Origin of the sequence: Marinomonas aquiplantarum (assembly GCF_003314975.1) — a bacterium.
Lineage (GTDB): Bacteria > Pseudomonadota > Gammaproteobacteria > Pseudomonadales > Marinomonadaceae > Marinomonas > Marinomonas aquiplantarum.
Map to the genome: position 1 here is coordinate 185,927 of NZ_QNRF01000003.1, position 25,802 is coordinate 211,728.

The window sequence follows — 25,802 nt, forward strand, 5'->3', positions numbered from 1 at the left end:
ATTAAAGAGATTTACCCGCTTCGTTACGCTGACGCCAGTATTCGCTCATTTCAAGATAATTGCTCTTCACTTGAGCAACAAATTCCGCATCACTAATGTCATTTCTCAGCCAAGCCTTGGTTGGCGCTGAGAAAATCGTGCGACCAATGGCAAAGCCTTTACATACTTCTTGACCTGCTGCCGCATAGAAACCTGCTTTCAATTCCTCTACCGGCGCATCCAAGCCCAGTAACACCACCCCACGACAGTATGGCGCACGCGCTTTGATAATATTATCTATGTTCTGCCAAGCGATTTTGCTTGGAGAAGGCAGTTTCCACCAGTCTGGGAACACACCAAGATTGTAGAAACGCTCAATAGAACGAGACAAGGTTTCATCGTCTACATCGGAATCCGCTGGCGGAATGATTTCCAACAGAAGTTCATGTCCAGTGGTACAGCAAGCGCGATACAAGTCCATGACTTTTTGTTCTTGCTCACTGCGTAGATTCACCTCGTCATCTGGGTGATAAAACACCAAGCATTTGACGATATGATTGGCAGGCCAGGTTGCAATGGCTTGACCGACATTGTTCCCTAACTCAAAACGCAAAGGGCGACTGCTCGGCATTTCGACCGGACGAGCAATCCAATGGTCCTTACCCGTAATGTCATTCAACACATTTTGTGCAAAAGTGCCATCTGCCAAGATGCCCGTTCCACCCACGGTATCACCTAGCGTCTGCGCACCTTCATAAGCCGCTTGCAAAATCAACTCTTTCGCTTTGCTGATACGCGAAATAGGTGCACCGGCTTCACGACACATATCAACAAATTGACGTCTATGATCAAAGGCCAAAATACACATATCTTGCCAATCTTTGTCATCCCCTTCACGTTCGATACGCTGGGTCGTCACACGATGCAAATAATTCAACACTGGATCCAAATCTGGACGTGGAATTTCATCACGATGGATCAGATAATAATCCAGCTCTTCTAAGCTTGGCATGGCAGGCGAACAACCATGACGTGATACAACAATGGCCCCACAGGCATTGGCATAATCACACGCGTTTTCGGTACTTTCTTGATTGATCCAACCTCGTAAATAACCACTCAAGAAAGCATCCCCAGCACCCAATACATTAAGCACATCAACGGTCACACCGTAACGAGTAATGCCTTCATCCAAGGTTTCAGGAATGTCACCTTTGAACACAGAGCATCCCAAAGCACCTCGTTTTACAACTAACTCAGCAGACGACACCTTACGAATACGCTTCAGGCACTCAATGGTATCTTCGCAACCACCCGCAATGTGAATCTCTTCTTCCGTCCCCACAATTAAATCGCACAAGGGCAAAATAGACATAATATGTTGCGTCACAGCATCGTCAGAAACAAAACGGTTTTCACCTTCACCACGCCCCGTCAAGCCCCAAAGGACAGGACGATAGTCGATGTCGATGATGACTTTGGTGTCATTTTCTCTAGCGTATTCAATGGCTTTGCGTGCCGTTTTGTCAGTAGACTCAGTAGAAAAATGGGTTCCCGTAATCAATAAAGCTTTTGATGAGGCAATAAACGCCTCATCAAAATCCTCTTCTGAAATGGCCATGTCGGCGCAATTTTCACGATAGAAAATAAGCGGGAAAGTATCCTGATCTTTAATGCCCAGCAATACCAAACCAGTTAAGCGGTCCTGATCCGTCACCGTATGAGACACATCGACCCCGGCACGAGCTAACTCGTTGCGCACGAAGCGCCCCATGTGCTCATCGCCTACACGAGTCAACATGGCAGACTTTAACCCCATGCGAGCCGTACCAAATGCGATATTGGCTGACGAACCACCCAAATACTTCTTAAAGCTACTGACATCTTCCAACGGTGATCCGATTTGTTCGGAATACAAATCCACCGCCGCACGACCTAAACAGATGACATCCAGATTCTTATTTTTCATTATTGATCCCCATCATATTGTTCAACCTTGACCCAAGCATTTCCTTCATATGACTTAAGTACGTCATCGAGTATCACATTCACTTGTGCAGCTGCTCTAAAATCTGGCCACAAAGCTTGACCATGAACAATGCCCTCATAGAGGTCACGAATTTCAACTGCTTTCATATCATTGAAGCCCAAACCGTGCCCAGCCGACACACAAAATGCGGCATAGTCCGGATGTTCAGGCCCAACCAATACTCGTTTAAAGCCCTGTACGTCTGGCTGTTCACCAGACAGGTAAAGTGAAAATTCAGACAAACTTTCCTGATCAAAAACCACACTACCTTTCGTGCCAGTGAGTTCAAACGACAAACCATTTTTCCTACCCCAAGCCACACGAGAGGTTTCCAGCGTGCCTTGTGCACCGTTGGAAAACCGCACCATCATGTGTGCTTGGTCATCATTTTCAACCTGACCTTTTGCCATACTATTCGTGGCTGACGCTTCTAAAGGGCGTTGCTGATGTACAATTTTTAAATCCGCGCACAAGGCACTAATGGGTCCAACCAAATGCAACGCCAATTGCACCAGATGCGAGCCCAAATCGTTCAATGATCCAGTTCCAGCAAACTCTTTCTGGAGTCGCCAGCTAAATGGCACAGCAGCATCGGCCAAGTAGTCTTCATTAAACACGCCACGAAAATGCACTATGTCGCCCAACTCACCACGCTCGATAAGCTGCTTAATAAATTGCACTGTAGGATTTTTGATGTAATTAAAGCCAACCAATGTTTTCACACCTGCGGCCTCAGCCGCTTCGGTCATAAGTTTGGCATCTGCGGCGCTCAACGCCAGTGGCTTTTCACTGTATACATGCTTACCTGACGCAATGGCTGCTAAAGCAATGTCTTTATGAAGAAAATTCGGTGCGCAAATATCAACCACATCAATCTGCGGATCGGCGACTAACTCTTTCCAGTCCCCAGTGGAGCGGTGAAAGCCAAGCTCTGCGGCTTTTTGCTTGGCCAGCTCAGGTGTTGCATCCGCTAACATGTCACATATCAGGGATTGATTGGATATTTCAAATGCCGCCATCGCGTTACGATAGGCAATCGCATGGGCCTTACCCATGTAACCTGATCCAACCATTCCCACTCTAAGTTGCTTAGACATCCACTTTAACCTCTAAACAAAACCCGAATTAAACCGGGTCCTATGTTTCATCTGTTTCTTGTTCAGCGGTGGAATACTTACCTGCGCCGAAACAAAGTTTGTTTTTATATTTATCGTTTATTTCAACAACAGAACAATAATAGAATATTTGTTTCAAAAATTTCAAGAAATAAAAAAAATATTTTGCTTTTTTTAACAACTTTCTTATCTGAAATCAAAAAATGAAAAAATAATTCTTTATAAACAATTAGGTAGGACTTAACTCTTAAAGAAAACAACACTTCCATTTAATTTGCATTATTGAAACATAGGTTCTAAAATTTGCGTTTGGGGAATCTGCTATTTAATGCAAAGCCTTATTTAAAGAGGAAGTCATCTAATAGTAGCTCCAGCTGGAATGCCCATAATCAGCATCTCCATAAAAACTCTAATAATGATAAGGAGAGCTACTTTGGCCGCACCTTCTAGCCTTGAGCAATTACAACAAGCCATCAGTCGAAACTACGACAATTTATCGAAACGTTTACAACAGGTAGCACGCTTTTTACTAGAACATCCCAATACGGTTGCCCTAGAAACCGTTGCTAGTCTCGCACAACAATGTGGTGTGCCGCCTTCTACTCTAGTTCGCTTTGCAGCGGCGTTTGAATACAATGGTTTCAGTGAAATGCAAAACCTGTTTCGCCAATCCTTGGTGGAACAAACCTCGACCGCCAGTTACAGCGAACGGGTAAAAATGAACAAAAATACGGCTGGCAATAACATCAACGCCAGCGATGTACTGAATGAATTTAGTAGTAGTAATGCCTTTTCGATGAGTCACATGGCTCATCAGTTCTCACCTGATGCGTTAAATGCGGCTGTGGATCTATTGGAACAGGCACAAAACATCTACCTTATTGGCTTGCGTCGGGCATTTCCCATTTCCAGTTATTTTGCCTACAGCTTACGCCACCTGAATAAAACCACACACTTGATCGATGGCGGTGGTGGCATGTTAGTCGAACAAGCCAGCAACATACGAAAAGATGATGTGATCATCGCGACCACTTTTAGCCCTTATGCCCAAGAAACCGTCACAGTGAGTGAATACGCCTATGCAGCGGGGGCCAAGGTCATCGCCATTACCGACAGTAAAATTAGTCCATTAGCCGGTATGTCTGATGTGTGTTTTGATATCAAAGAAGCTGAAGTCATGGGCTTTCGCTCCCTAACCTCTTCTATGACACTGGCTCAAACCTTATTGGTATCACTGGCGTATCGATTAAATGCAGACGGTCAGATTGGCGATACTAAGCAGATACAGTGGAAACATTAGCTGTAAGCTGATTCATTTCAAAAAGATGAAGAAAGTCGGTTGTTCGACTTAGGCTTGTCTCGCTGTAGTACCCAAAACAAATAACTCACAACGATGAGATTAAAGAGCAAAATCATCCAATTGCTGAGTTTTGCTACGTCTTGATAAATCGCATAGAGCTCAAACGGGATATACAAGCAACCACTGACAAAGGCAAACCACTCCGTCCAACGTAAGTGAAACCAAAGTCCATACGCCATGACAAAACGAAAGCTGGCGTACAACAGAGCCAAGCCAGTAAACATAGGAAAACGACCTTGTGAGACTTTATCAGCAAGCATCAATAGCCATTGGGCGTAATGGCTTTGCTCAGATATGGCCAAGGCTCGCATTCTCTCCAGCGTCATCGCATGCAAATCTTGTCCTGATAAAAAGTACACCAATAAAACAAGCATCAAGGCAATCACTCCTTTGACGCCTTCCATCAAGGCTAATGCATGCAAACCTTCAAACTTCATTTGTGCCTCTGACCCTAAAAATGACAGACTAACCAGAGAAGATGACAAAAGCATGATGAGACAAGCAGATTGGGGACACATACACAAAAAAAGCCAAACAGAATATTCTGTTTGGCTTTGCTGTGTAGAACGTTAGAAAAACTTAGAACATTAAACCTTAAACTTGTCTAACGACTTAGCTTGTTCTGATGTGATGCCAACCATGGTTTCACATAATTGAGATTGATCACCCACAGCCTCAGAAATCGTTTGACTGATGTCGCGGATATTCGTGGTGTTGCGATTAATTTCATTTGAGGTCGCACTTTGCTGCTCTGCGGCGGCGGCAATCTGCACCGTCATATCATTAATCTCATTAATACTGCTGCGTATAACCTCTAATGAAGCTTTCGCTTTGCTTGAAACTTCTTGAGTAACCGTAGCGTCTTCACGGTTTTCCAAAATAACTTTTTCCGCCACACGTACGCCATTTTGCAGCTGTTGAATCATGGTTTGAATCTGCTCGGTAGATTCTTGCGTTTTCGAGGCCAAGGTTCTGACTTCATCCGCAACCACCGCGAAACCTCGACCCTGCTCGCCTGCTCGCGCCGCCTCAATCGCCGCATTCAGCGCCAATAAATTCGTTTGATCCGCAATGTCTGTAATAACCGTCAAGATAGACTCAATGTTATTACTGTACCCCACCAGTTCATTAATGGTCTCGACCACTTCTCCCATACGCTCGGTCAAACGAGCAATGGAGGCCGTTGTCTGTTCTACCACTTGTTGACCATCTTTAGCGGCGACATCCGCTTGATTAGCGCGTCCAGCTGCGGTTTGCGCATTATCAGCAACATCATGCGCGGTAGCCGACATTTGATGCATGGCCGTAGCCAACTGGTCTAGCTCACTTAACTGGGTGTAAAGAGCATTGGCAGACTGATTTGCTGACGCCGCGGTTTTATCGGTATTCTCACGCACTTTTAGAGAGCGTCCCTTGACCTCTGTAATCAAGGTCTGCAAATGCGCTACAAACTTATTAAATTCGTCCGACACTACACCAAATTCATCATTGCGATTCACTTCCAAGCGTTTCGTTAGATCACCATTTCCATCGTTGATCTCTTGCAAAGAACTTTGTAAAGCTCGCAATGGTTGCAATAGCTTAGTAATGACCAAATATAAAACGACCGACACAAGCAATACGGCAATTAAAGTACTAAAGAATGCGATCCAGCCGAATGAACGAACATCAGCAAACAATTTATTTTCGTCTAACACCACACCAACATACCAATCCGCTCCGTATAAATCTTCTAACGGGCTGAATGTCACATAGACATCTGTTCCATCGGCGAGTTTTTTCGGCGTCAATTCGGTCGCCATTTTCGGCATACTGCCCTGCAATAAGTCTGATACAGACTGACCATTCAATTCGGTATTTGGATGACTAATGATCTTGCCATCTTTACTGATCAAAAAGGCATAACCCGTTTGATTAAAGTTCAAAGAGTTCACCGCATCAGAGACCACTTTTAAACTTAAGTCTCCACCAAATGCGCCTTTAAACTGTCCGTTATCAGTGAAATTAGCAACAACAGAAATCAGAATGTCGCCGGTTGTCGCATCCTCATAAGGCGCGGTTAACACAGCTCGATCATGAGGTTTTGCCGTCGCGTACCAAGGACGTTTACGAGCATCCCAATCCGAGGGTGGAATCCAAGAAGGGTCATTGCTTATCGCCTTGCCATTTTCCGACTCTAAACCACCGAAAAGCAATATGAACTCATTTTTATAGAGGGGTAAATTAAAGGTATCCTGAATTTGTTGCTTACTGAAATTGCCATCAATATTTTGTGCCGCTAGATCTATCACTGCCAATTTGGCGTTTAGCCAGTTGTTAATTTGCAATGCCAGCGCTTTACTGCTTTCTTGCGTGCTCACTTCTGTTTTTTCATACAAAGCAGATTTTAAACTTTGGTACTGAACAAAAGAATAAAGAGAAAAGGCGAACACAACGACTAATGAAGCCGCCATTACAACCTTGTGAGATACTTTCATATTTTAACCCTGCGCATTGAAACCATGAGAAAGAAGCAATAAAAACGCGATTATTACTGTTCTTTAGATTAAACAGGATAGATTTTGACAAATTATTACAAAATCAAAATATCAGCATCATAAGAAGAAATGAGCAGATGAACGCGCACGCGGTTTCATCTGCTTGTTCTAACTAATTAAAAGGATCAATTCTCGATCACTAGGACTTTCCAAGCCAACATAGACTTGTCCGACATGGCTTTGGTCGACATCAAAAAGCCCTGATAGCCTTGTGATGGAAACACCGTATCGGTGGCATTGGTGGTATCGGGTGCACCGTGTCCAGAATAAACCGCTTCATTCACCATGATGTCGTGAACTAGTGCGTCATCAAAACCAACTTGGGTGGTTAACATGCTGTTTGATGTCGTAATAGTAAGGTGAATATGAACCGCTCGGCTTACATACCAACCAGGGAAACAGGTCTCAAAATATACCAAACCATTTTGGTCTGTGATCTGTACACCTCGGAACCAATCGCTAGCTTGATAGGTTTCATCGCCATTGGTACAAAAATCCACCATTTGCATATCACTGCCACTGTACACACCTAACGGATCACAATGCCAAATATCCACTTTTGCCCCCACCACAGGCTGACAATCGTCATCTATCACTTTGAACCATAAACGTACCGGTAAGCCATCACGTCCTGCCGAAATATCTTTACGAAAACGTGTACGTGAATAACATGGCCCCTCTGTGGTTGGCTCACTGACTATACATGCATTTTCTAAATTGGCTTGTCTCAGTGGATTAAAGTACATCAGGTTTTGATCCATTGCCTGTGTGCCGCCGGTCAGCCATTTGGCATTCGCCGCTGCTTTGCCTGCCACTAATTCTCGTGATGGTGGCGTGCCTGGCATACCATCCGGTGGAGGCATACCTTCAACGCCATTTGGTGGTGGCATATTGGCTTCTCCCATGGGAGGCCTTCTGCTTTGCCCCATGGATGGGTGTGAAGCAGAAGTAGATGCGCTTTCCTTCGTCGTAGCAGAAGAACAGCCTAGTAAATTCACAAAAGGTAAAGCCACGAGACTCGAAGAGGCTAATTGAATCAGTCGTCTTCGGCTGGTTTGCAATTTGACTAAGTTTTGTTTCATCACTGTCATTCTCCTCCATTAAAAGCCGTAAGATACTGTGCCAAGGTATCGGAATAAACCGACTATACATTGCTTTACCTTCTTGACACTTTCACCACCAACAATAAAAAGCCCCACTACTTTTCAGTAGCGGGGCTTTGCGTGGTAACACTAGGAAGTGGGAATCAATCTATTAGAATCATTCACCTTTCCCCTAGGAGTTAAGCGAGATCAAAACGATCTAGCTCCATTACTTTCGTCCATGCTGCAACAAAATCCTTCACAAAGTCATCTTGTGAATCTGAGCATGCATAGACTTCAGCAATTGCGCGTAATTGCGAATTCGAACCGAAAATTAAGTCTGCTCGAGTCGCTGTCCAACGTTTGGCACCGGTGTTACGATCACGTCCTTCAAACGCCATTTCATCATCCGAAGTCGCCACCCATTGTGTGCCCATATCGAGCAAATTGACAAAGAAGTCATTACTCAATACCGCTTTTTGTTCCGTAAACACACCCTGTTCAGAGTCCGCGTGGTTTACACCCAACACTCGTAAGCCACCTAACAAGACGGTCATTTCAGGTGCTGTCAAAGTCAACAATTGTGCTTTATCCAATAGCATTTCTTCTGTTGTCACAGTGAACTTGGCTTTTTGATAGTTTCTAAAACCATCCACTAAAGGTTCCAGCACTTCAAAGGACTCAATGTCTGTCTGTTCCTGCGTTGCGTCACCACGACCAGGGGTAAATGGCACCTCAATGTCATAACCTGCTGATTTGGTAGCTTTCTCTACCCCAACCGAACCAGCCAATACAATCAGATCCGCCAATGAAATGTGTTTTCCACTGGTTTGCGCTTGATTGAATTCAGTTTGAATGGCTTCCAGTTTTGCCAAGACAACTGCCAATTTCTCAGGCTCATTCACCGCCCAGTCTTTTTGTGGCGCCAAGCGAATACGAGCACCATTAGCACCACCACGCATGTCAGAACCACGGTAAGTCGAGGCAGACGCCCAAGCCGTTGATACCATTTGAGCAACAGACAAACCACTTTGTGCAATCTTTTCTTTTAATGATGCAATATCATTTTGATCCACTACTGAACGTGTGCTTTCAGACACAGGATCTTGCCAAATCAATTCTTCACTTGGCACCAAAGGCCCTAAGTAACGCTCAACAGGGCCCATATCACGGTGTGTCAACTTATACCAAGCTCGGGCGAAAGCATCCGCTAATTGATCAGGGTTCTCGTAAAAACGTTTCGAAATCTTTGCATACTCTGGGTCTATTTTTAACGCCATGTCAGCTGTCGACATCATAGGCGCATGACGTTTAGTTGCGTCGTGTGCATCTGGCACAGCATCCGCTAACGCCCCGCCTTTTGGAATCCATTGAGTGGCTCCGGCTGGGCTAGTCGTTAATTCCCACTCATTGTTCAACAAGGTTTCAAAGTAACCGTTGTCCCATTCAATTGGGTTTGGCGTCCAAGCGCCTTCCAAACCGCTGGAAATGGTATCGACACCATGACCACTGCCTTGGCTATTACGCCAACCAAAACCTTGTTCGGTGATACCCGCCGCCTCTGGATCTGAACCAACTTGAGCCGCATCACCAGCACCGTGAGTTTTACCAAAGGTATGTCCACCAGCGACTAAGGCAACGGTTTCTTCATCGTTCATCGCCATACGTGCAAAAGTGTCGCGAATATCATACGCTGATGCCAATGGATCTGGCTTACCATCTGGCCCTTCTGGGTTAACATAAATCAAACCCATTTGTACCGCCGCTAATGGGTTTTCAAGATCTCGATCACCTGAGTAACGACTCTCTTCACCACCGCTTAGTTCCAACCACTCTTTCTCTGATCCCCAGTAGATATCATCCTCTGGTTCCCACACATCCACACGACCACCGGCAAAGCCAAAGGTCTTAAAGCCCATTGATTCCAAAGCACAGTTGCCCGCAAGAATCATTAAATCTGCCCAAGAAATTTTACGTCCGTATTTTTGCTTGATAGGCCATAACAAACGACGAGCCTTGTCTAAGTTGACGTTATCTGGCCAGCTGTTAAGTGGTGCAAAACGCTGAGTACCGGATGTAGCACCACCGCGACCATCTGCTGTTCGGTAAGTACCTGCACTGTGCCAAGCCATTCGAATAAAGAAAGGACCATAGTGTCCGTAATCCGCTGGCCACCAGTCTTGAGAATCCGTCATTAGCGTATACAAATCCTGACGAACCGCTTCCAAATCTAGACTATTAAATGCCTCAGCATAATCAAAATCGCCCCCCATTGGGTTCGATTCTTTTGAGTGCTGATGTAACATTTTTATGTTCAATTGGTTCGGCCACCAATCTTTGTTCGAAGCACCGCGTCCTGCAGACTGAGTGGTAGCGCCTGCACCGTGATTAAAAGGACATTTACTTTCGTTCGACATAATCTTCTCCTGCTTGATACGTTATGTTGCTTTGACTGCTCCAAGCAACACACTCTTTCTTATATAGCTGGTTAGAGGTTTCCCCTCCGTGTAGGTATATTTATAGAACTATTAATAAACAACATCTAATAAATAAAAACTAATTAACCAATAGCCTAATGACCGACTTACTTCAAACTTGGCTATAATTTAGTGCATTCAGTAAATTCATTTTGCTCCTCTCAACAACAAGATAGAACATCCTTGTACAACTTGCCTAACCTTAGCCATCATTTTTTGGGTATCTCGCCAACAATTCACCACCAGCGAACATTTAACGAAAACTGGTTCATAAGTTGCTTTGTAAAAGATAGACCAGAGCAAAAATCATCCAAAGGAGAGTGTCATGAACCAGTCTGATTATCCGTTATCGGAAGTTCCACAAAGTGCGCGTCGAGGCTTATTGCCGATGGCGTTTGTGTTGTTGGGTTTTACCTTTTTCACCGCCACCATGTGGGCTGGAGGAACATTAGGTAAGGCCTTTTCTTTTTCTGAACTATTGTGGGTGATATTACTAGGCAATTTCTTGCTTGGAGCTTACGCTTCTGCGCTTGCTTATATCGCCTTTAAAAGTGGTTTAAACAGTGTATTAATGGGACGTTATTGTTTTGGTGAAGTCGGCAGTAAACTGTCTGATTTTGTATTGGGTTTCACCCAGATTGGTTGGTATGCGTGGGGCACTGCAACATTAGCGATTGTGCTGGTAAAAGTAACCGGCATCACCGAAAGTTGGCAAACGCCTTTGATGATTTTGTTTGGCATGGCCTTCTGCATTACCGCCATGATAGGTTTCAAAGGCATGGATATCTTGTCACGATTTGCTGTGCCGCTGATGCTGATCTTTATTTTAATCAGTCTTTATACCGGCTTAGTGGATGTGGGCGGTATGGCTGGCTTGCTCAACATTGAAACCACCGAGAGCCTCAGTTTCACCGCGGCGGTGACCATAATGATTGGTACTTTCATCAGTGGTGGTACGCAAGCCACTAATTGGAGTCGTTTTGCCAGCAGTGGCAAAGTGGCCATTATCGCCACCATGGCGGCTTTTTTCATTGGTAATGGGCTTATGGTGCTTACTGGCGCATTGGGAACCCTTATCTATCAACAAGCCGACATTGTGGATGTTATGTTAGCGCAAGGCTTTTTGGTACTGGCGATACTCATGTTGTTTATGAACATCTGGACCACACAAGACAACACCATTTACAACTTTGCCGTGGCAGGTTGTAACCTAGTGCGAACAGATAAACGCCGCACAGTTACTTTAGTGGGGGCCGCCATTGGTACTTTGCTTGCTGTTTTTGGTATGTACAATTTCTTAATTCCTTTCTTGGTTTTACTTGGTACCTTTATTCCTCCCATTGGTGGCATTATCATGGCGGACTTCTGGATTCGTCATAAGGGTCAATACCCAAGCCTTGAAACCAGCCAATTACCCGCTTTCCATTGGCCGGGCTTGGTGGCTTATGTTATCGCCTCGGCGGCGGCCTATACCTCACCAATATTACCCCCCATTGTGGGTGTGATCAGTGCCATTCTGGTTTATGCTGTACTCACTCTGATTACACAAAATCAACCTAAGACAGCAGTTAAGGAAGGTCCTTAAGCATTCGTGAGCAAACCTGGCGTCGCTGCTCTCAATTTACAAGAGACCAACACAAAGAGTGTTGGTCTCATTTTCAAAAAGCGAATTCATCTAACTTTGGATGACAGAAAACTGATTTTTATGACACACATGACTAACTTCTATACCAACGAACGGTTTGCTAAATAATGCTCAGCTCCGTTTTGTAAACCAAGGATTAAAGACACTTATGCAAATTATTAACGCCCGTTTACGTCACGAATCCGAACTTTTTACACTTGATATTGAACACGGCAAGTTCACCAAAATCACCTCACAAACTCAGTTTATTCAAGCCACGGAGGGGCAAATAGATGCGCAACAAAACCTTATTTGTGCGCCCTTTGTGGAACCTCATATACACTTGGATGCGGCACTGACCGCCGGAGAACCCGAGTGGAACCAAAGTGGCACTCTATTCGAAGGCATTGAACGCTGGCGTCAGCGTAAGCCCATGCTGGATGAAGCGGATATCCGTCGCCGAGTCATGTCCACCATCGAATTGCTGGTGCAAAATGGCGTACAGGCTATTCGCACCCACGCAGATACTACCGACCCTAGTTTAATTGGCATAAAGACATTGTGTGCGATTCGCGATGAATTGAAAGACAAAATTGATATTCAAGTGGTCGCTTTCCCACAGGACGGCATGCTGTCTTACCCAAACGGTTTGGACTTGATGGAACAAGCGTTGGAAATAGGCGCCGATGTCGTCGGCGGCATCCCGCACTTTGAATACACCAGAGAACTCGGTGAAGAATCCGTCAAAACCTTAATTGCTTTAGCACGAAAATACGATCGCTTAGTGGATGTGCATTGCGATGAAATTGACGACCCCAACTCACGCTTTTTAGAATTCCTTGCTTACGAAGCGTTGCAACATGACATGGGACACAAGGTCACCGCCAGTCACACGACGGCGATGCACTCTTACGATAATGCCTATTGTTCAAAGCTGTTCCGCTTATTGAAAAATTCAAACATCCATTTCATTTCTTGCCCTACGGAGAGCATTCATCTGCAAGGCCGTTTTGATAGCTTCCCAAAACGCCGTGGAGTGACTCGCGTAAAAGAGCTATTAGAAGCCGGTATGAATGTCTGCTTAGGCCAAGACTCTATTTTTGACCCTTGGTATTCCTTAGGCAATGGCAAGTTATTGAGAACCTTAGATTTTGCCCTTCATATCTGCCAAATGATGGGCTATCAAGACTATCGCCAAGCACTCGACCTTATTACGAATAACAGTGCAAAAACTCTGTGCATAGAAGATTACGGCATTGAAGTTGGCAAAACGGCAAACTGCATTTTATTGGAAGGCGAAGACGATTACAGTGTCATTCGTCGTCAAGGTGAAGTGTTGCTGTCAATACGAGCTGGCGAGATCATTATGCAACGGCAAGCCTCCAAACTATTAACACTCGATTATCTAATAAATTAAAACGGCTCATGACTAAAGAAATCTCTAAGCCTTTCTTTTTACTAAACTTTACAAATTAAATGAATACAATTTTGGCATAATACTTCTCACATAACCTAGACTATTTTTTGTACAGTCCATATTACTAGGTAAAGGGAACAAAAATGCGCATTCATTCAATTCGATTAAAAGTCATGATGCCAATCATATCGCTTGCTCTCATTTTAGTGGCCCTATTTGTCTTCATGATGTTTATGAGTAATTTTCAAAAACACACCATGGGGGTGCAAACAGAGCATTATTTTGAGGCCATTTCTGAAGTGCTAAATGCCGATCGCGATATTTATCAAGCTCGCTTGGCGCAAGAGAAATTATACGCAAACGATGGCCACAGAGAGCAAAACTTAAAGGATTATGAAGAAAACGCCCAACAAGTTTATGATCGTTTTCAGCTATTTTTACAACACCTTGAAGACGAACCTGCTGAATTAACTCAACCTTTTGAATCGTTTGAAGCACTTTATAATCGATGGCTTACTGCCAGTAACCAATTAGCCATTACCTCAAAAGCACAAGTCACTATTTCACAAGAATTTCTAGAACTTGATGAGAAGTTTATGGTGATTCGAAATATGCTGGATGAAGCAGGTGAAAAGCTAAGAGATCACACCCATGCTATGGAAAAAAAGTATGGTTCTGATCTGGATTTACAGCATTATATTGAAGCAATAAGTGAAGTCCTTAATGCCGACAGAGATCTATATCAGGCCAGACTGAGTCAGCAAAAAATCATTAATGGCGTGGGTGACTTTGCAGAAAACAAACTGTCTTTTCAAGAAAATACCCAACAAGCCTTACAGCGTTTCCATACTTATGGCAGTTTATTAGTTTCTGAGCCTTTCCTTACCGAACCATATCGTGAGTTCGATACCTTATTTAATGAGTGGTTCCAAGCAAGTGAAGCACTTATCGACTCTCCCAACATTGAAAGTAAAATCATGCTTTCAGACAGCTTTATGATTGCCGATAAGGTTTTTTCCGACATTCGAGAAATGCTGGATCAAGCCGGCGAAACCGTCAGAAATTACTCCAGAACGGCAGAAGAAATTACTCAAGAAAAAGTGAAGTCTTATCAAGAAATTGCCATGGTGATCATTGCCATCTCCTTTATAATTGCCATGATATTTGGCTACTTCATTCCGCTTAAATTGACGAAAGATGTCAAAGACATGACTCAGCGTATAAAAGAGATTGCAGAAGGCGATGGTGATTTAACCCAAAAAATCAACTCAACCTCGAAAGATGAATTAGGGGATTTAGCAAAAGAATTCGATGGTTTTGTCGAACAGCTTCGTCTGATTATTGCCAGTATTCATAAACAATCTAATTCATTAGGTAAAATGACCAATGAATTAAAAAGCGCGTCAGACGATACCACTCAAATCACCAAGACCTTAGCCACCGTTTCGGATTCCATCGTCAGCGCTGGTCATGAAATGAACATGGCCAATCAGCAGATGGAAGATGTCGCCACCGAAACTGCCACTGAAGCCACCACATCAACCAACCTTATTCAACAAGGTATCGAGGCCGTCAAAACCTCTCACGATGCCATTGCAGGTTTAATCGGTGATATAGAGGAATCATTAACAAGGGCCAAAGAACTGGAAGAAAGCTCGGAAGCCATTGCATCGGTTCTGGAAGTGATTCGTAACATTGCCGAACAAACCAACCTCCTAGCACTAAATGCCGCCATTGAGGCCGCTCGAGCGGGAGAACAAGGGCGAGGCTTTGCTGTGGTTGCCGATGAAGTTCGTACGCTTGCTACGCGTACTCAAGACAGTACGGATGAAATAGAAACCACCATAGATCAACTAAAAATTAATGTACAAAAGTCGTTGAGTGTTACGCAAAACAGCCGTTCTAACGTTAATAATACCGCTGCTAACTTTGATGAAGTCACTCAAACCTTTGACTCATTAAAAGAGTCTTTTGATAAAGTTCAAAATATGGCGGCTCAAACAGCACAAGCCACACAAGAGCAATCCACTGTTGCGAATAGCATTAACGAGAATCTAATGTCATTAAAAGAACAAACTGAAAAAGCGGAAGAGGTTTCCTCCCTGGTCAGAAATCAATCAGAGCATATTTCAACACTCTATCAAGGGCTAAATAAACAAGTTGACAGCTTTAAAGTCTAGGGACAAGTTGTTGTGGTTTTCCATCCGCGAAAGCCACTGCATTTTCAAAAGCCGCGTTAAAATACAACTCGTAACTATTGTGCTCAACATAGCCAAGATGCGGTGAACACAAGACATTAGGTAAGCCTAACAAGGGTTCATTTTGTGCATTCGCTGGCTCATTTTCATAGACATCCACCGCGGCGCGTTTACTGGGCACACGACTTAATTCGTCAAACAAAGCTCTCGACTCAACCAGCTCCGCACGACTGATATTGACGAATAAAGAATCAGACTTCATTTGAGCCAAATCTGCTTTGGTCACACAATATTTGGTTGCCTCATTGAGGCGCAAATGCAACGACACTATATCGGCCGATTGAAAAAATTGAGACTTAGACTCAGCGGCCGAAAAACCATCCGCCAAGGCTTTTTTACGTGAGGCTTCACTGCCCCAAATCATTACTTGCATACCAAACACTTTAGCAAATTGCGCAATACGCTGGCCGATTTTTCCGTATCCCCAAATACCCAAAGTTTGCCCATTGAGTGTTCGCCCCAAACCAAGTTCTTGGGACAATTGCCACTGACCTTGTTGTAACTGATTCACATAGGTTGGGATATGACGACTCGCCGCCATAATCAAAGCCCAGCAAAGCTCAGCCGGTGCCACAGGAGAACCAACACCTTCCGCTACTTCCACGCCATACTGGTGGCACAATGCTGGGTCTAAATGGTTACTGACTTTACCGGTCTGACTAATGAGTTTGAGGTTAGGCAGTCGTTTTAGCAGTGTTTCAGTGATAACAGTCCGTTCGCGGATCAGTACCAAGATCTCCACATCACCCAATTTCGCAACCAATTCATCCTCATTGAAAGTGTCATTGAAGATCACCACTTGATGATCTTTTAACAAGGCGAAGCTGGCCAGATGTCTAACACTGTCTTGATAATCATCCAATACGGCAATCTTCATGCAGAACTCCTTAATACACATCTAAACGGATCTTTCGATTGGTTATCATGATACAGAATCGCCACAGAGTCACGATGGCGAATAACCTAGCAGGCAAAAAAAAGCCCCACACAAGGTGGGGCAAAAGACAGAAGTTAGAGATAGATCTTATCGAAGTAGCATTCGACAAGTTATCAGCATCACACTCGCTCGAAGACGGTTGCGATGCCCTGCCCCATGCCGATGCACATGGTAGCAAGCCCGAGTGTTGCGTCTTTATCACGCATCACATTAAGCAGAGTGGTGGAAATACGTGTACCAGAACAACCCAATGGGTGTCCAAGAGCAATCGCACCACCGTTTAGGTTGACTTTATCATCAACCAAATCAATCAATTTAAGGTCTTTCAATACAGGAATAGATTGCGCAGCGAAGGCTTCGTTTAGTTCCACCATATCGATATCATCAATCGTCAGACCCGCACGCTTAAGTGCTTTCTTAGTCGCTGGTACTGGACCATAGCCCATGATCGCTGGATCACAACCCGCTACTGCCATACTGCGTACTTTGGCAATTGGCGTTAAGCCCAAGTCTTGTGCCTTTTGAGCCGACATCATCAACATCGCTGATGCACCATCAGACAGAGCAGAAGACGTACCTGCGGTTACCGTACCTACTTTTGGCATGAAAACAGGTTTCAGACCCGCTAAAGATTCCATAGACGTTTCTGGGCGAATCACCTCATCTACTTCAACTAAGATCTTATTACCATCTGCGTCATGACCTTCAATGGCGACAAGTTCGTTATCAAAACGACCTTGAAGCGTCGCTTCATGAGCAAGACGATGAGAACGAACAGCAAAGGCATCTTGCGCTTCACGGCTGACGCCATGCATTTTGCCCAACATTTCCGCTGTTACACCCATCATCATGGACGCTTTTGCCATGTGCTTAGATAAGGCAGGGTTAACATCTACCCCATGCATCATGCCAACGTGGCCCATGTGCTCAACACCACCTACCACAAACACATCACCTTGGCCTGTCATAATGGCTTGAGCCGCAGTATGGATCGCAGACATTGAGGAACCACATAGACGGTTTACCGTTTGCGCTGCCGATGTGATTGGCAAACCAGCCAACAAAGACACGGCACGTGCCATATTAAAACCTTGCTCTAGAGTCTGGTTTACACAGCCCCAGATTAGGTCTTCGACGTCATTAGGATTAACATCTGGATTACGTTTGAATAAGGCCTTTACTAGACCTGCAGATAAATTTTCCGCACGCACGTTACGAAACACACCATTTTTGGATTTACCCATAGGTGAACGAACTGCGTCGATGATTACGACATCATTTGGATTCAGTTTCATGGAGATTCTCCTCTTCCTTTGGGCAATTAAGCGCTGTAGTAAGTTTCGTTGTTTTTCGCCATTTCACGCATTTTCGCGGTTGGCTCGTACAACTTACCTAAGTGGCTGTATTTATCTGCAAGATCACAGAATGCTTGCAGTCCCATCTGATCCAAGTAATGCAGAGCACCACCCAAGTATGGAGGGAAACCGATACCGTAAATCAAGCCCATGTCCGCCTCAGCAGCAGAAGAGACAATGTTCTCTTCCAAGCAACGAACGGTTTCGATGCATAATGGAATCATCATACGAGCGATAATATCGTCTTCGCTTAATTCCGTTTTAGAGGTCACAACAGGGGCGAGCAACTCATTAATTTCTTCATTAAAGATTTTCTTCGGCTTACCTTTGCGATCTGGCTCGTAAGCGTAGAAACCTTTACCGTTTTTCTGACCAAAACGCTCAAGTTCAAACAAACGATCAACCGCATTTTTGCCTTCGTGCTTCATACGATCCGGGAAACCATCCGCCATCACCTGATCCGCATGATAAGCCGTATCCACACCCACTACGTCAAGCAAGTAAGCCGGGCCCATTGGCCAGCCGAAACGCTCCATAGTCTTATCAACCACTTGGAAATCCGCACCTTCTTGCATCATCAAAGAGAAACCTGCGAAGTAAGGGAAAAGAACTCGGTTTACCAAGAAACCTGGGCAATCGTTTACTACCACTGGGGTTTTACCCATGGCTTGTGCGTAAGCAACAGTCTTAGCAATCGCTTCATCACTGGTTTTTTCACCGCGGATAACTTCTACTAATGGCATACGATGCACAGGGTTGAAGAAGTGCATACCACAGAAGTTTTCTGGGCGTTTTAAGGCTTTCGCTAATTCTGTGATTGAGATGGTCGACGTATTGGATGTCAAGATCGCGTCATCAGCGATCTTACCCTCTACTTCAGCCAAGACAGACTGCTTGATTTTCACGTTTTCAACGACGGCTTCCACCACTAGATCAACGTGTTCAAACTCACCATAACTCAATGCTGGAGTGATACCATTCATGGCTTTAAGCGCTTTATCTGTGGTCAAACGACCACGCTCAACTTGGCCATTGAACAACTTGTTCGCTTCACTCAAACCAAGATCCAATGCTTCTTGGCGAATGTCTTTCATGATAATCGGCGTGCCTTTCGAAGCAGATTGGTAAGCGACACCGCCACCCATAATACCTGCTCCTAGTACCGCAGCTTGCTTCACTGGCGTCGCACCTTTCGATACTTTGCCTGCGGTTTTCTTAATGGCTTGATCACTTAGGAACAAGTTCACCAAAGATTTGGCTACAGGCCCTTTAGCAAGCTTAATGAAACCTTTAATTTCCGTCTCAATGGCTTTTTCCATAGATTGGCTGATGCCTTTTTCCATGGTTTTAATCGCCGCCATTGGTGCCGGATAATGTTTACCGGCTTTCGCCCCAACCACACCACGAACAGATTCGAAAATCATCATTTTTTCAATTGGTGTGAATTCCATTGGCGCACGCAATTCTTCACGGCGTGCTTTGTAGTCTAGCTTGCCATCGATTACTTGCTGGATAAGGTGGCGCGCAGATCCCTGAACTTTATCAGCCGACACAACAGCATCAACTGCACCATCTTTCATAGCATCGGCACTGCGTTTTTGCGCACCGCCACAGATCCATTCACAGGCATTGTCAACACCGATAAGGCGAGGTAGACGCACTGTACCACCCCAACCTGGGTAGATACCTAGTTGCGTTTCTGGAAGACCAATTTTCGCGGAATCAGCCATCACACGATAGTCACATGACAATACCAATTCCATACCGCCACCGAGTGCAATGCCATTAATGGCCGCTACGGTTGGGCAAGGTAAGTTGGAAATGTCATTAAAAATGTTATGTGCATCGCGCAGTTTGTCTGTCAAATCTTCATCTGACAATTTAAACCATGAGGTAAATTCAGTGATGTCGGCACCGACAACAAAAACGTCTTTTGCACTGGCAATGACGACACCTTTTAGGTCATCAGTTTGTTTAAGAACATCAACGGCTTTTGCTAATTCGCTTAACGTAAGACTGTTAAACTTGTTAACCGACTCACCGGCCAAATCCAGAGTGACGGTTGCCACACCTGCATCATCGACTGCAACCTTGACTGCTTGTCCTTCGAAAATCATGCTGGTCTCCAATTATTTTTATTATGACCCAGCTCAACAGAAATGAACTGGGCCCAGATTAAATCGTTTTCCCTAGGGAATACTTATAGATTGCTTTCCAGTTCTGGCACCGCGTCAAACAAATCCGCTACCAGACCGTAATCCGCCACTTGGAAAATTGGCGCTTCTTCATCTTTGTTGATCGCCACAATCACCTTGGAATCTTTCATACCAGCCAAATGTTGAATGGCACCAGAAATCCCCACGGCAATATACAGATCAGGGGCAACGGTTTTACCCGTTTGACCTACCTGTAGATCATTCGGTACAAAACCAGCATCTACTGCAGCACGAGAAGCACCGACGGCAGCACCCAGTTTGTCAGCCACACCTTCCAATAGTTTGAAGTTGTCGCCATTCCCCATACCTCGACCACCAGACACCACCACTTTCGCTGCGGTTAACTCTGGACGATCAGACTCTGCCAATGCTTCTTTTACAAAGCGACTCTTGTCTGCAGCGATAACTTGCGACAAGACTTCACGTTCAGCACTGCCACCTTCGCTTGCTGCCGCATCAAAACCTGTCGCACGAACCGTCATCACTTTAACGGAATCAGAGGACTTAACGGTGGCGATGGCGTTACCTGCATAGATAGGTCGAACAAAGATATCCGCTGATTCCACTTTGATGACATCAGATAGTTGAGCCACATCAAGCAAAGCGGCCACACGAGGCAAGGTATTTTTACCTGTCGTAGTAGCGGGCGCTAAAATGTGCGTATAGCCTTCAGCAACATCAATAATTAACTTAGAGGTGTTTTCGGCCAACTGGTGCTCATAAGCTTGGTTATCGGCAACCAATACTTTTGCTACGCCAGCAACAGCGGCAGCTTGTTCAACCACCGTTTGACATTCAAAACCTGCAACCAACAAATGAATATCACCACCAATTTGTGACGCCGCAGTCACCGTATTCAAAGTAGCCGGTTTAAGAGACTTATTATCGTGTTCAGCAATGACTAAAATACTCATGACACCACCTTCGCTTCATTTTTAAGTTTATCTACCAACTCAGTAACAGAGCCTACTTTGATACCACCAGCACGCTCTGGTGGAGGCGTAACCGATACCACACTAACGTTAGAGCGAATTTCCACACCCAAATCAGCAGGCGTTTTTACATCCAGAGGCTTTCTTTTGGCTTTCATGATGTTTGGCAAAGAGGCAAAACGCGGCTCATTCAAACGTAGGTCAGTGGTTACCACTGCTGGTAATGTCACGGCCAATGTTTGCAGACCACCATCAATTTCACGTGTCACTTGCGCTTCACCGTTTTCGATCACTACTTCAGAAGCAAAGGTCGCCTGAGGGTAATCCAACAAAGCCGCTAACATTTGACCTGTCTGATTATTGTCAGAATCGATCGCTTGTTTACCCATAATGACCAAATCAGCCGCCTCTTCTTGCGCAACTTTCGCTAGCAATTTTGCGACAGAGAGAGAATCAACATCGTCTTCTGCTTCTACTTGAATGGCACGATCAGCACCCAACGCAAGGGCGGTACGCAAAGTTTCTTGGCAAGCTTTAGAGCCGATAGAAACCGCCACAACTTCAGACGCTACGCCCTTCTCTTTCAGGCGGATAGCCTCTTCCACAGCGATTTCGCAGAAAGGGTTCATAGACATTTTAACGTTCGTTAAATCGACCGCAGTATGGTCGGCTTTAACACGAACTTTAACGTTATAATCAATAACTCGTTTAACAGATACTAGGATTTTCATAAGTCCCTCATATTTATTATTTTCTTGCAGTCTATATTAGTTTGAGAGCGATTTTCATCAATAACAAAAAAGCGCCAGTTAACTAACAAAAATATTCAAGAGGATAATTCCAAAGTGATTCCAGCGGTTTACGCTCTTTGAGTTTAGACCGAATTCAATAAAACAAATGACAAATACCGTACAAACAAAAAAGCCCCACCAAAAGGTGAGGCTCATCGGCACACTCGCAGCGACTTATTTATTACGGGAAAGAAAAGATGCGAAAGCTTGATAAGCTTCTTTGGATTTTAATCTATCTTTAAAAATCCGCCCTTCTCGCATCAAAGCCATCTGCACATCGTCTTGCGCTCGATGCTTGAGCAGATCTTTACTGAGGGCAACGGCCTCAACAGGTAACGCTGCCACTTTCTCTACATATCGTTGCGCAACTTTAAAGGCTTCGCCCGGCTCACACAAATGGTTGATCAAGCCCATGTCTTTCGCCTCTTCAGACTCAACAAAATCCCCTAAGATTAGAATCTCAAACGCTTTTTGATGCCCTACTAATTGCGGTAGAAGGTGGCTTGATGCGGCTTCTGGCACCAAGCCTAACTGTACAAATGGGAACTGCAATTTAGCATGACGTGATGCCACCACCATATCACAATGCAACAACATGGTTGCACCAACACCGACAGCTCGCCCCTCAACCCCGGCGATTAAAGGCTTTTGATAACGCGTCAACATTTGCAAAAACGCCATGATGGCTTCCATCTTATCTGGTGCTTGGGCAATTTGCAGAAACTCATTGATGTCATTACCTGAAGAAAAATCTGGCCCAGCGCCATAGATCATACTGGCTTTTACCTCAGCATTGTTCTGGGCAGACTGCAAAGCCTGCGTTAACGCCTGATACATCTCTAATGTAATAGCGTTTTTCTTTTCAACTCGATTCAAACAGATGTATTGAATACCAGATTCAATGCTTTCAGTAACAAATTCACTCATGACTGATGCTCCTCATTCGGCAATGTTAGTACTTGTTCATCCACCAGTTTTCTAACCATAGGACCATCATCAGCCCAACCTTGACAGGTATTCACTAATTTACCAATCGCAATTGGCACCTGCTGTGGGTACTTTTCACTCAACGGCTGCCACATAGTTTGAAAGGCCGTTGTCGCCGCTACTGGCAATAGCTCCATAATATGGGTACAACCAGACTTACCGGCAAAGGTTTGCTTTAACCAACGGTTCCAGCCAGCCCCAATACGAGTACCTTTAATAACATCAAACGCAGGCACAGCACCGCCACAACCAGGGAACGGAAAAGCATCCATAGACACTTCAATGTCTTTAATGAGAAAGCTATCGTCGAGCGTGAGGCGAACGTACATATCATGAAAAGGACTGTCTTTAGGAACTAGGCTACCATCGTATTCGCGGTACACATCTTGAGCCTTAAGGTCTTGCATAGTGGCTTCGACTTCCCATAAGCCGTCGTCACGCAAGAAACCATAGGACTCAATGCGACGCCGATGCAGCAACTGACGTTTCACTTGCGTCATCATTCTCTCCTAGAAAAGGCGTAAAGAAAGAAAACACCTAAGAAACAGCTAATTGCCCAGCGGTTTCTTAGGGTTAAGTCCAGCCTTAGCTGGCCATTTCCTCTTCACGTAAGGCACGACGTAGAACTTTACCGACATTTGTTTTAGGTAGCTCAGTACGCACTTCGATGTGTTTCGGCACTTTATAAGCGGCCAAATGTTCCTTACAGAATAGACGCAGAGTATCAATATCCATTGCTTCATCAGATTTCATCACCACGAAGGCTTTTACCGCTTCACCGGTTTTGTCGTCTGGCACACCAATGGCAGCGGACTCTAAGATAGCAGGATGAGAGGAAATGCAATCTTCCACTTCTGTAGGGTAAACATTAAAACCTGACACTATGATCATGTCTTTAGCACGATCAACGATTTGCAAGTAACCGTCTTCATGCTGCATGGCAATGTCACCAGTAATCAAGAAACCGTCTTCGGTCATCACTTCGCGAGTGGCCTCTTCACGATTCCAATACCCTTTCATGACTTGTGGGCCACGCACGCACAACATGCCAGATTCACCTTGTGGCAACGCCTCACCATTATCACCTTGGATCTTGATGTCCGTTTCACCGACTGGCAAACCTATGGTTCCGATACGTTCTTTACCAATTGGATTGAATGACACAACAGGTGAGGTTTCCGTTAAACCGTAACCTTCAACCACTTGGCATCCGGTAATGCGTTTCCACTCATCGGCTGCAGCGTGAGTAAGTGGCATACCACCCGAACAGGTCAATTTAAGACTAGAGAAGTCCAACGCGCGGAAATCTTCACGATTGCATAAACCAACAAAAAGCGTATTTAGTCCCACAAAACCAGTGAACTTCCACTTTTTAAGTTCAGACACAAAACCTGGCAAGTCTCGTGGATTTGGAATCAAAATGCTGTGCGCACCACGCTGTAACAAGGTCAAGCCATGAATCAAGAAGGCGTAGATATGATACAAAGGCAAAGGGGCAATGTAGGTTTCGGTGCGCTCATCAATGATGGACTCAAGACGGGAACTCAATTGGTACATGTTAGCCAACAAGTTGGCATTCGTTAACATGGCACCTTTAGCAACACCAGTCGTACCACCTGTGTATTGCAACACTGCAATTTCCGCCGGCTTAGTTGATACTTTTTCAACCACCTTACCACGACCTTTAGCTAAAGCTTGGTTTAACGTAAGCGCACCCTGTATATGATATGGCGGTACCATCTTCTTCACGTATTTCACTACAGAGTTCACCAATAAACGCTTTACAGGTGAATGCAAGTCGGCAATTTCTGTGATGATGACATGCTGAATGCTGGTTTTAGCAAGAATTTTTTCCACATTGCTCGCCATATTAGCGAACACCACTAAAGCTTTAACATCGGCATCATTAAACTGATGTTCCAATTCTTTAGGTGTATAAAGCGGATTCGTATTTACCACTACCATACCCGCTTTCATGGCGCCAAAAAGGACAATCGGATATTGAATGATATTAGGTAATTGGATGGCAATACGATCGCCAGGAGATAAGTTTGTTTCATTTTGCAGGTAGGCCGCAAACTCGTTAGATTTTTCATCCAGTTCACGGTAAGTAATGGTGCGCCCCACACTTGTGTAGGCAGGCAAGTCGGCGTATTTATTAACCGCTTTTGCAAGTACATCCGTTAGACATTGATAACCATTAGGGTTTAGCGAGTCTGGTAAATAACTACCTGGCACTTTCTCGTTTTCTGCGTTGTTATTTAGAGAAGTATCCATTGTCATAAAAAGCTCCAGTTGTTTTTTTTATGTTGGAGAGAAATGCAAAAGCCCAACTACAGTTTAGCAGTTGAGCCTTAAGAGCGTTGCGCAAAATTTCAACTTATTGGGGAAAGATTTGCGTCAATTTCGTGGCTAGCATAATGTCTCCATCTGCACGAATTTTACCTTGCATAAAGGCTTGCATGCCATCTAATTCGCCACTCATTACATCTTTAAGGGTTTCCAGGTCCATGCTTAAGGTCACGGTTGGATCATCATGCTCACCTTCACCCATTTCACATTTTCCGTCTTCAATACTTAAGTGATAGTTCTCTGCATCATCTAAGTCAAATTGAAAAACCGCTTCCATATCATCCGCTTCATCTGCGTCAAAACGACCTAGCATCGCATCAAAAACCGCTTTAGCTTCGCTCATAGTACACCTCT

General features: G+C 44.6%; 19 protein-coding genes. 4 read left to right on the plus strand and 15 right to left on the minus strand.

Annotation, left to right across the window (positions count from 1 at the left end; all coding sequences use genetic code 11):
• Nucleotide 1 precedes the first annotated feature (1 nt).
• Together DFP76_RS06660 and DFP76_RS06665 are read right to left on the minus strand one after the other, a co-directional pair.
• A complete protein-coding gene (locus tag DFP76_RS06660; protein WP_113873878.1) occupies nt 2-1,948 on the minus strand; it encodes a bifunctional 5-dehydro-2-deoxygluconokinase/5-dehydro-2-deoxyphosphogluconate aldolase in 1,947 nt (648 codons plus the stop codon).
• Entirely contained in the window at nt 1,948-3,105 is a 1,158-nt protein-coding gene (locus DFP76_RS06665) for a Gfo/Idh/MocA family protein (protein WP_113873879.1), read from the minus strand. The genes DFP76_RS06660 and DFP76_RS06665 overlap by 1 nt, the downstream gene beginning before the upstream one ends.
• A gap of 451 nt (nt 3,106-3,556) precedes the next feature.
• Between DFP76_RS06665 and DFP76_RS06670 the strand changes: the two genes are divergently transcribed.
• On the plus strand, nt 3,557-4,423 hold the full coding sequence (locus tag DFP76_RS06670) for a MurR/RpiR family transcriptional regulator (protein WP_113873880.1): 867 nt from the start codon (nt 3,557-3,559) through the stop codon (nt 4,421-4,423).
• Between the two features lie 17 nt (nt 4,424-4,440).
• Here DFP76_RS06670 and DFP76_RS06675 read toward each other — a convergent pair whose 3' ends face one another.
• From DFP76_RS06675 to katG, 4 genes are all read right to left on the minus strand, one after another.
• Nucleotides 4,441-4,920 carry a DUF2127 domain-containing protein gene (locus DFP76_RS06675; protein ID WP_113873881.1) on the minus strand — a complete coding sequence of 160 codons (480 nt, stop codon included), beginning with the start codon at nt 4,918-4,920 and terminating at the stop codon, nt 4,441-4,443.
• 150 nt (nt 4,921-5,070) lie between these two features.
• A complete protein-coding gene (locus DFP76_RS06680) occupies nt 5,071-6,960 on the minus strand; it encodes a methyl-accepting chemotaxis protein (RefSeq protein ID WP_113873882.1) in 1,890 nt (629 codons plus the stop codon).
• Between the two features lie 185 nt (nt 6,961-7,145).
• Entirely contained in the window at nt 7,146-8,102 is a 957-nt protein-coding gene (locus DFP76_RS06685) for a dioxygenase family protein (protein WP_113874145.1), read from the minus strand.
• Between the two features lie 200 nt (nt 8,103-8,302).
• The gene (gene katG, locus DFP76_RS06690) at nt 8,303-10,519 is read right to left on the minus strand and encodes a catalase/peroxidase HPI (protein ID WP_113873883.1); all 2,217 of its coding nucleotides are present in this window, start codon (nt 10,517-10,519) and stop codon (nt 8,303-8,305) included.
• A gap of 385 nt (nt 10,520-10,904) precedes the next feature.
• Here katG and codB point away from each other — a divergent pair, with 385 nt between their 5' ends.
• The 3 genes from codB (at nt 10,905) to DFP76_RS06705 (ending at nt 15,800) form a co-directional block, all read left to right on the plus strand.
• Nucleotides 10,905-12,164: a cytosine permease gene (gene codB, locus DFP76_RS06695; RefSeq protein ID WP_113873884.1), complete on the plus strand. Its 1,260-nt coding sequence runs from the start codon at nt 10,905-10,907 to the stop codon at nt 12,162-12,164.
• Nucleotides 12,165-12,372: 208 nt separating this feature from the next.
• On the plus strand, nt 12,373-13,620 hold the full coding sequence (codA, locus tag DFP76_RS06700) for a cytosine deaminase (RefSeq protein WP_113873885.1): 1,248 nt from the start codon (nt 12,373-12,375) through the stop codon (nt 13,618-13,620).
• Nucleotides 13,621-13,763: 143 nt separating this feature from the next.
• On the plus strand, nt 13,764-15,800 hold the full coding sequence (locus DFP76_RS06705) for a methyl-accepting chemotaxis protein (RefSeq protein ID WP_113873886.1): 2,037 nt from the start codon (nt 13,764-13,766) through the stop codon (nt 15,798-15,800).
• Here DFP76_RS06705 and DFP76_RS06710 read toward each other — a convergent pair.
• The 9 genes from DFP76_RS06710 to DFP76_RS06750 form a co-directional block, all read right to left on the minus strand.
• The gene (locus DFP76_RS06710) at nt 15,790-16,755 is read right to left on the minus strand and encodes a D-2-hydroxyacid dehydrogenase family protein (RefSeq protein WP_113873887.1); all 966 of its coding nucleotides are present in this window, start codon (nt 16,753-16,755) and stop codon (nt 15,790-15,792) included. The genes DFP76_RS06705 and DFP76_RS06710 overlap by 11 nt on opposite strands.
• 179 nt (nt 16,756-16,934) lie before the next feature.
• Complete coding sequence (gene fadA, locus DFP76_RS06715) at nt 16,935-18,110, minus strand: acetyl-CoA C-acyltransferase FadA (protein ID WP_063333069.1); 1,176 nt, start codon at nt 18,108-18,110, stop codon at nt 16,935-16,937.
• Nucleotides 18,111-18,136: 26 nt separating this feature from the next.
• Complete coding sequence (fadB, locus tag DFP76_RS06720; RefSeq protein ID WP_113873888.1) at nt 18,137-20,287, minus strand: fatty acid oxidation complex subunit alpha FadB; 2,151 nt, start codon at nt 20,285-20,287, stop codon at nt 18,137-18,139.
• 83 nt (nt 20,288-20,370) lie between these two features.
• Nucleotides 20,371-21,300: an electron transfer flavoprotein subunit alpha/FixB family protein gene (locus DFP76_RS06725; RefSeq protein WP_113873889.1), complete on the minus strand. Its 930-nt coding sequence runs from the start codon at nt 21,298-21,300 to the stop codon at nt 20,371-20,373.
• Entirely contained in the window at nt 21,297-22,049 is a 753-nt protein-coding gene (locus DFP76_RS06730; RefSeq protein ID WP_063333066.1) for an electron transfer flavoprotein subunit beta/FixA family protein, read from the minus strand. Before DFP76_RS06730 ends, DFP76_RS06725 begins: the two co-directional genes overlap by 4 nt.
• Before the next feature lie 234 nt (nt 22,050-22,283).
• On the minus strand, nt 22,284-23,036 hold the full coding sequence (locus tag DFP76_RS06735) for an enoyl-CoA hydratase-related protein (protein WP_113873890.1): 753 nt from the start codon (nt 23,034-23,036) through the stop codon (nt 22,284-22,286).
• Nucleotides 23,033-23,596: a DUF2889 domain-containing protein gene (locus DFP76_RS06740; protein WP_113873891.1), complete on the minus strand. Its 564-nt coding sequence runs from the start codon at nt 23,594-23,596 to the stop codon at nt 23,033-23,035. Before DFP76_RS06740 ends, DFP76_RS06735 begins: the two co-directional genes overlap by 4 nt.
• 85 nt (nt 23,597-23,681) lie before the next feature.
• Nucleotides 23,682-25,379, minus strand: a complete 1,698-nt coding sequence (locus DFP76_RS06745) for an AMP-binding protein (RefSeq protein WP_113873892.1) — start codon at nt 25,377-25,379, stop codon at nt 23,682-23,684.
• A gap of 97 nt (nt 25,380-25,476) precedes the next feature.
• Nucleotides 25,477-25,791 carry an SCP2 sterol-binding domain-containing protein gene (locus DFP76_RS06750; protein WP_113873893.1) on the minus strand — a complete coding sequence of 105 codons (315 nt, stop codon included), beginning with the start codon at nt 25,789-25,791 and terminating at the stop codon, nt 25,477-25,479.
• Nucleotides 25,792-25,802 lie beyond the last annotated feature (11 nt).

Excerpts from the sequence above, each read along its gene's own strand:
- DFP76_RS06710 (WP_113873887.1), bottom strand. The coding sequence starts at position 16,755 with ATGAAGATTGCCGTATTGGATGATTATCAAGACAGTGTTAGACATCTG.
- DFP76_RS06750 (WP_113873893.1), bottom strand. The coding sequence starts at position 25,791 with ATGAGCGAAGCTAAAGCGGTTTTTGATGCGATGCTAGGTCGTTTTGAC.
- DFP76_RS06675 (WP_113873881.1), bottom strand. The coding sequence starts at position 4,920 with ATGAAGTTTGAAGGTTTGCATGCATTAGCCTTGATGGAAGGCGTCAAA.
- DFP76_RS06660 (WP_113873878.1), bottom strand. The coding sequence starts at position 1,948 with ATGAAAAATAAGAATCTGGATGTCATCTGTTTAGGTCGTGCGGCGGTG.
- codB (WP_113873884.1), top strand. The coding sequence starts at position 10,905 with ATGAACCAGTCTGATTATCCGTTATCGGAAGTTCCACAAAGTGCGCGT.
- DFP76_RS06725 (WP_113873889.1), bottom strand. The coding sequence starts at position 21,300 with ATGAGTATTTTAGTCATTGCTGAACACGATAATAAGTCTCTTAAACCG.
- DFP76_RS06735 (WP_113873890.1), bottom strand. The coding sequence starts at position 23,036 with ATGAGTGAATTTGTTACTGAAAGCATTGAATCTGGTATTCAATACATC.
- DFP76_RS06745 (WP_113873892.1), bottom strand. The coding sequence starts at position 25,379 with ATGACAATGGATACTTCTCTAAATAACAACGCAGAAAACGAGAAAGTG.
- fadA (WP_063333069.1), bottom strand. The coding sequence starts at position 18,110 with ATGAAACTGAATCCAAATGATGTCGTAATCATCGACGCAGTTCGTTCA.
- DFP76_RS06685 (WP_113874145.1), bottom strand. The coding sequence starts at position 8,102 with ATGAAACAAAACTTAGTCAAATTGCAAACCAGCCGAAGACGACTGATT.
- fadB (WP_113873888.1), bottom strand. The coding sequence starts at position 20,287 with ATGATTTTCGAAGGACAAGCAGTCAAGGTTGCAGTCGATGATGCAGGT.
- DFP76_RS06740 (WP_113873891.1), bottom strand. The coding sequence starts at position 23,596 with ATGACGCAAGTGAAACGTCAGTTGCTGCATCGGCGTCGCATTGAGTCC.
- katG (WP_113873883.1), bottom strand. The coding sequence starts at position 10,519 with ATGTCGAACGAAAGTAAATGTCCTTTTAATCACGGTGCAGGCGCTACC.
- DFP76_RS06705 (WP_113873886.1), top strand. The coding sequence starts at position 13,764 with ATGCGCATTCATTCAATTCGATTAAAAGTCATGATGCCAATCATATCG.
- DFP76_RS06730 (WP_063333066.1), bottom strand. The coding sequence starts at position 22,049 with ATGAAAATCCTAGTATCTGTTAAACGAGTTATTGATTATAACGTTAAA.
- DFP76_RS06665 (WP_113873879.1), bottom strand. The coding sequence starts at position 3,105 with ATGTCTAAGCAACTTAGAGTGGGAATGGTTGGATCAGGTTACATGGGT.
- codA (WP_113873885.1), top strand. The coding sequence starts at position 12,373 with ATGCAAATTATTAACGCCCGTTTACGTCACGAATCCGAACTTTTTACA.
- DFP76_RS06680 (WP_113873882.1), bottom strand. The coding sequence starts at position 6,960 with ATGAAAGTATCTCACAAGGTTGTAATGGCGGCTTCATTAGTCGTTGTG.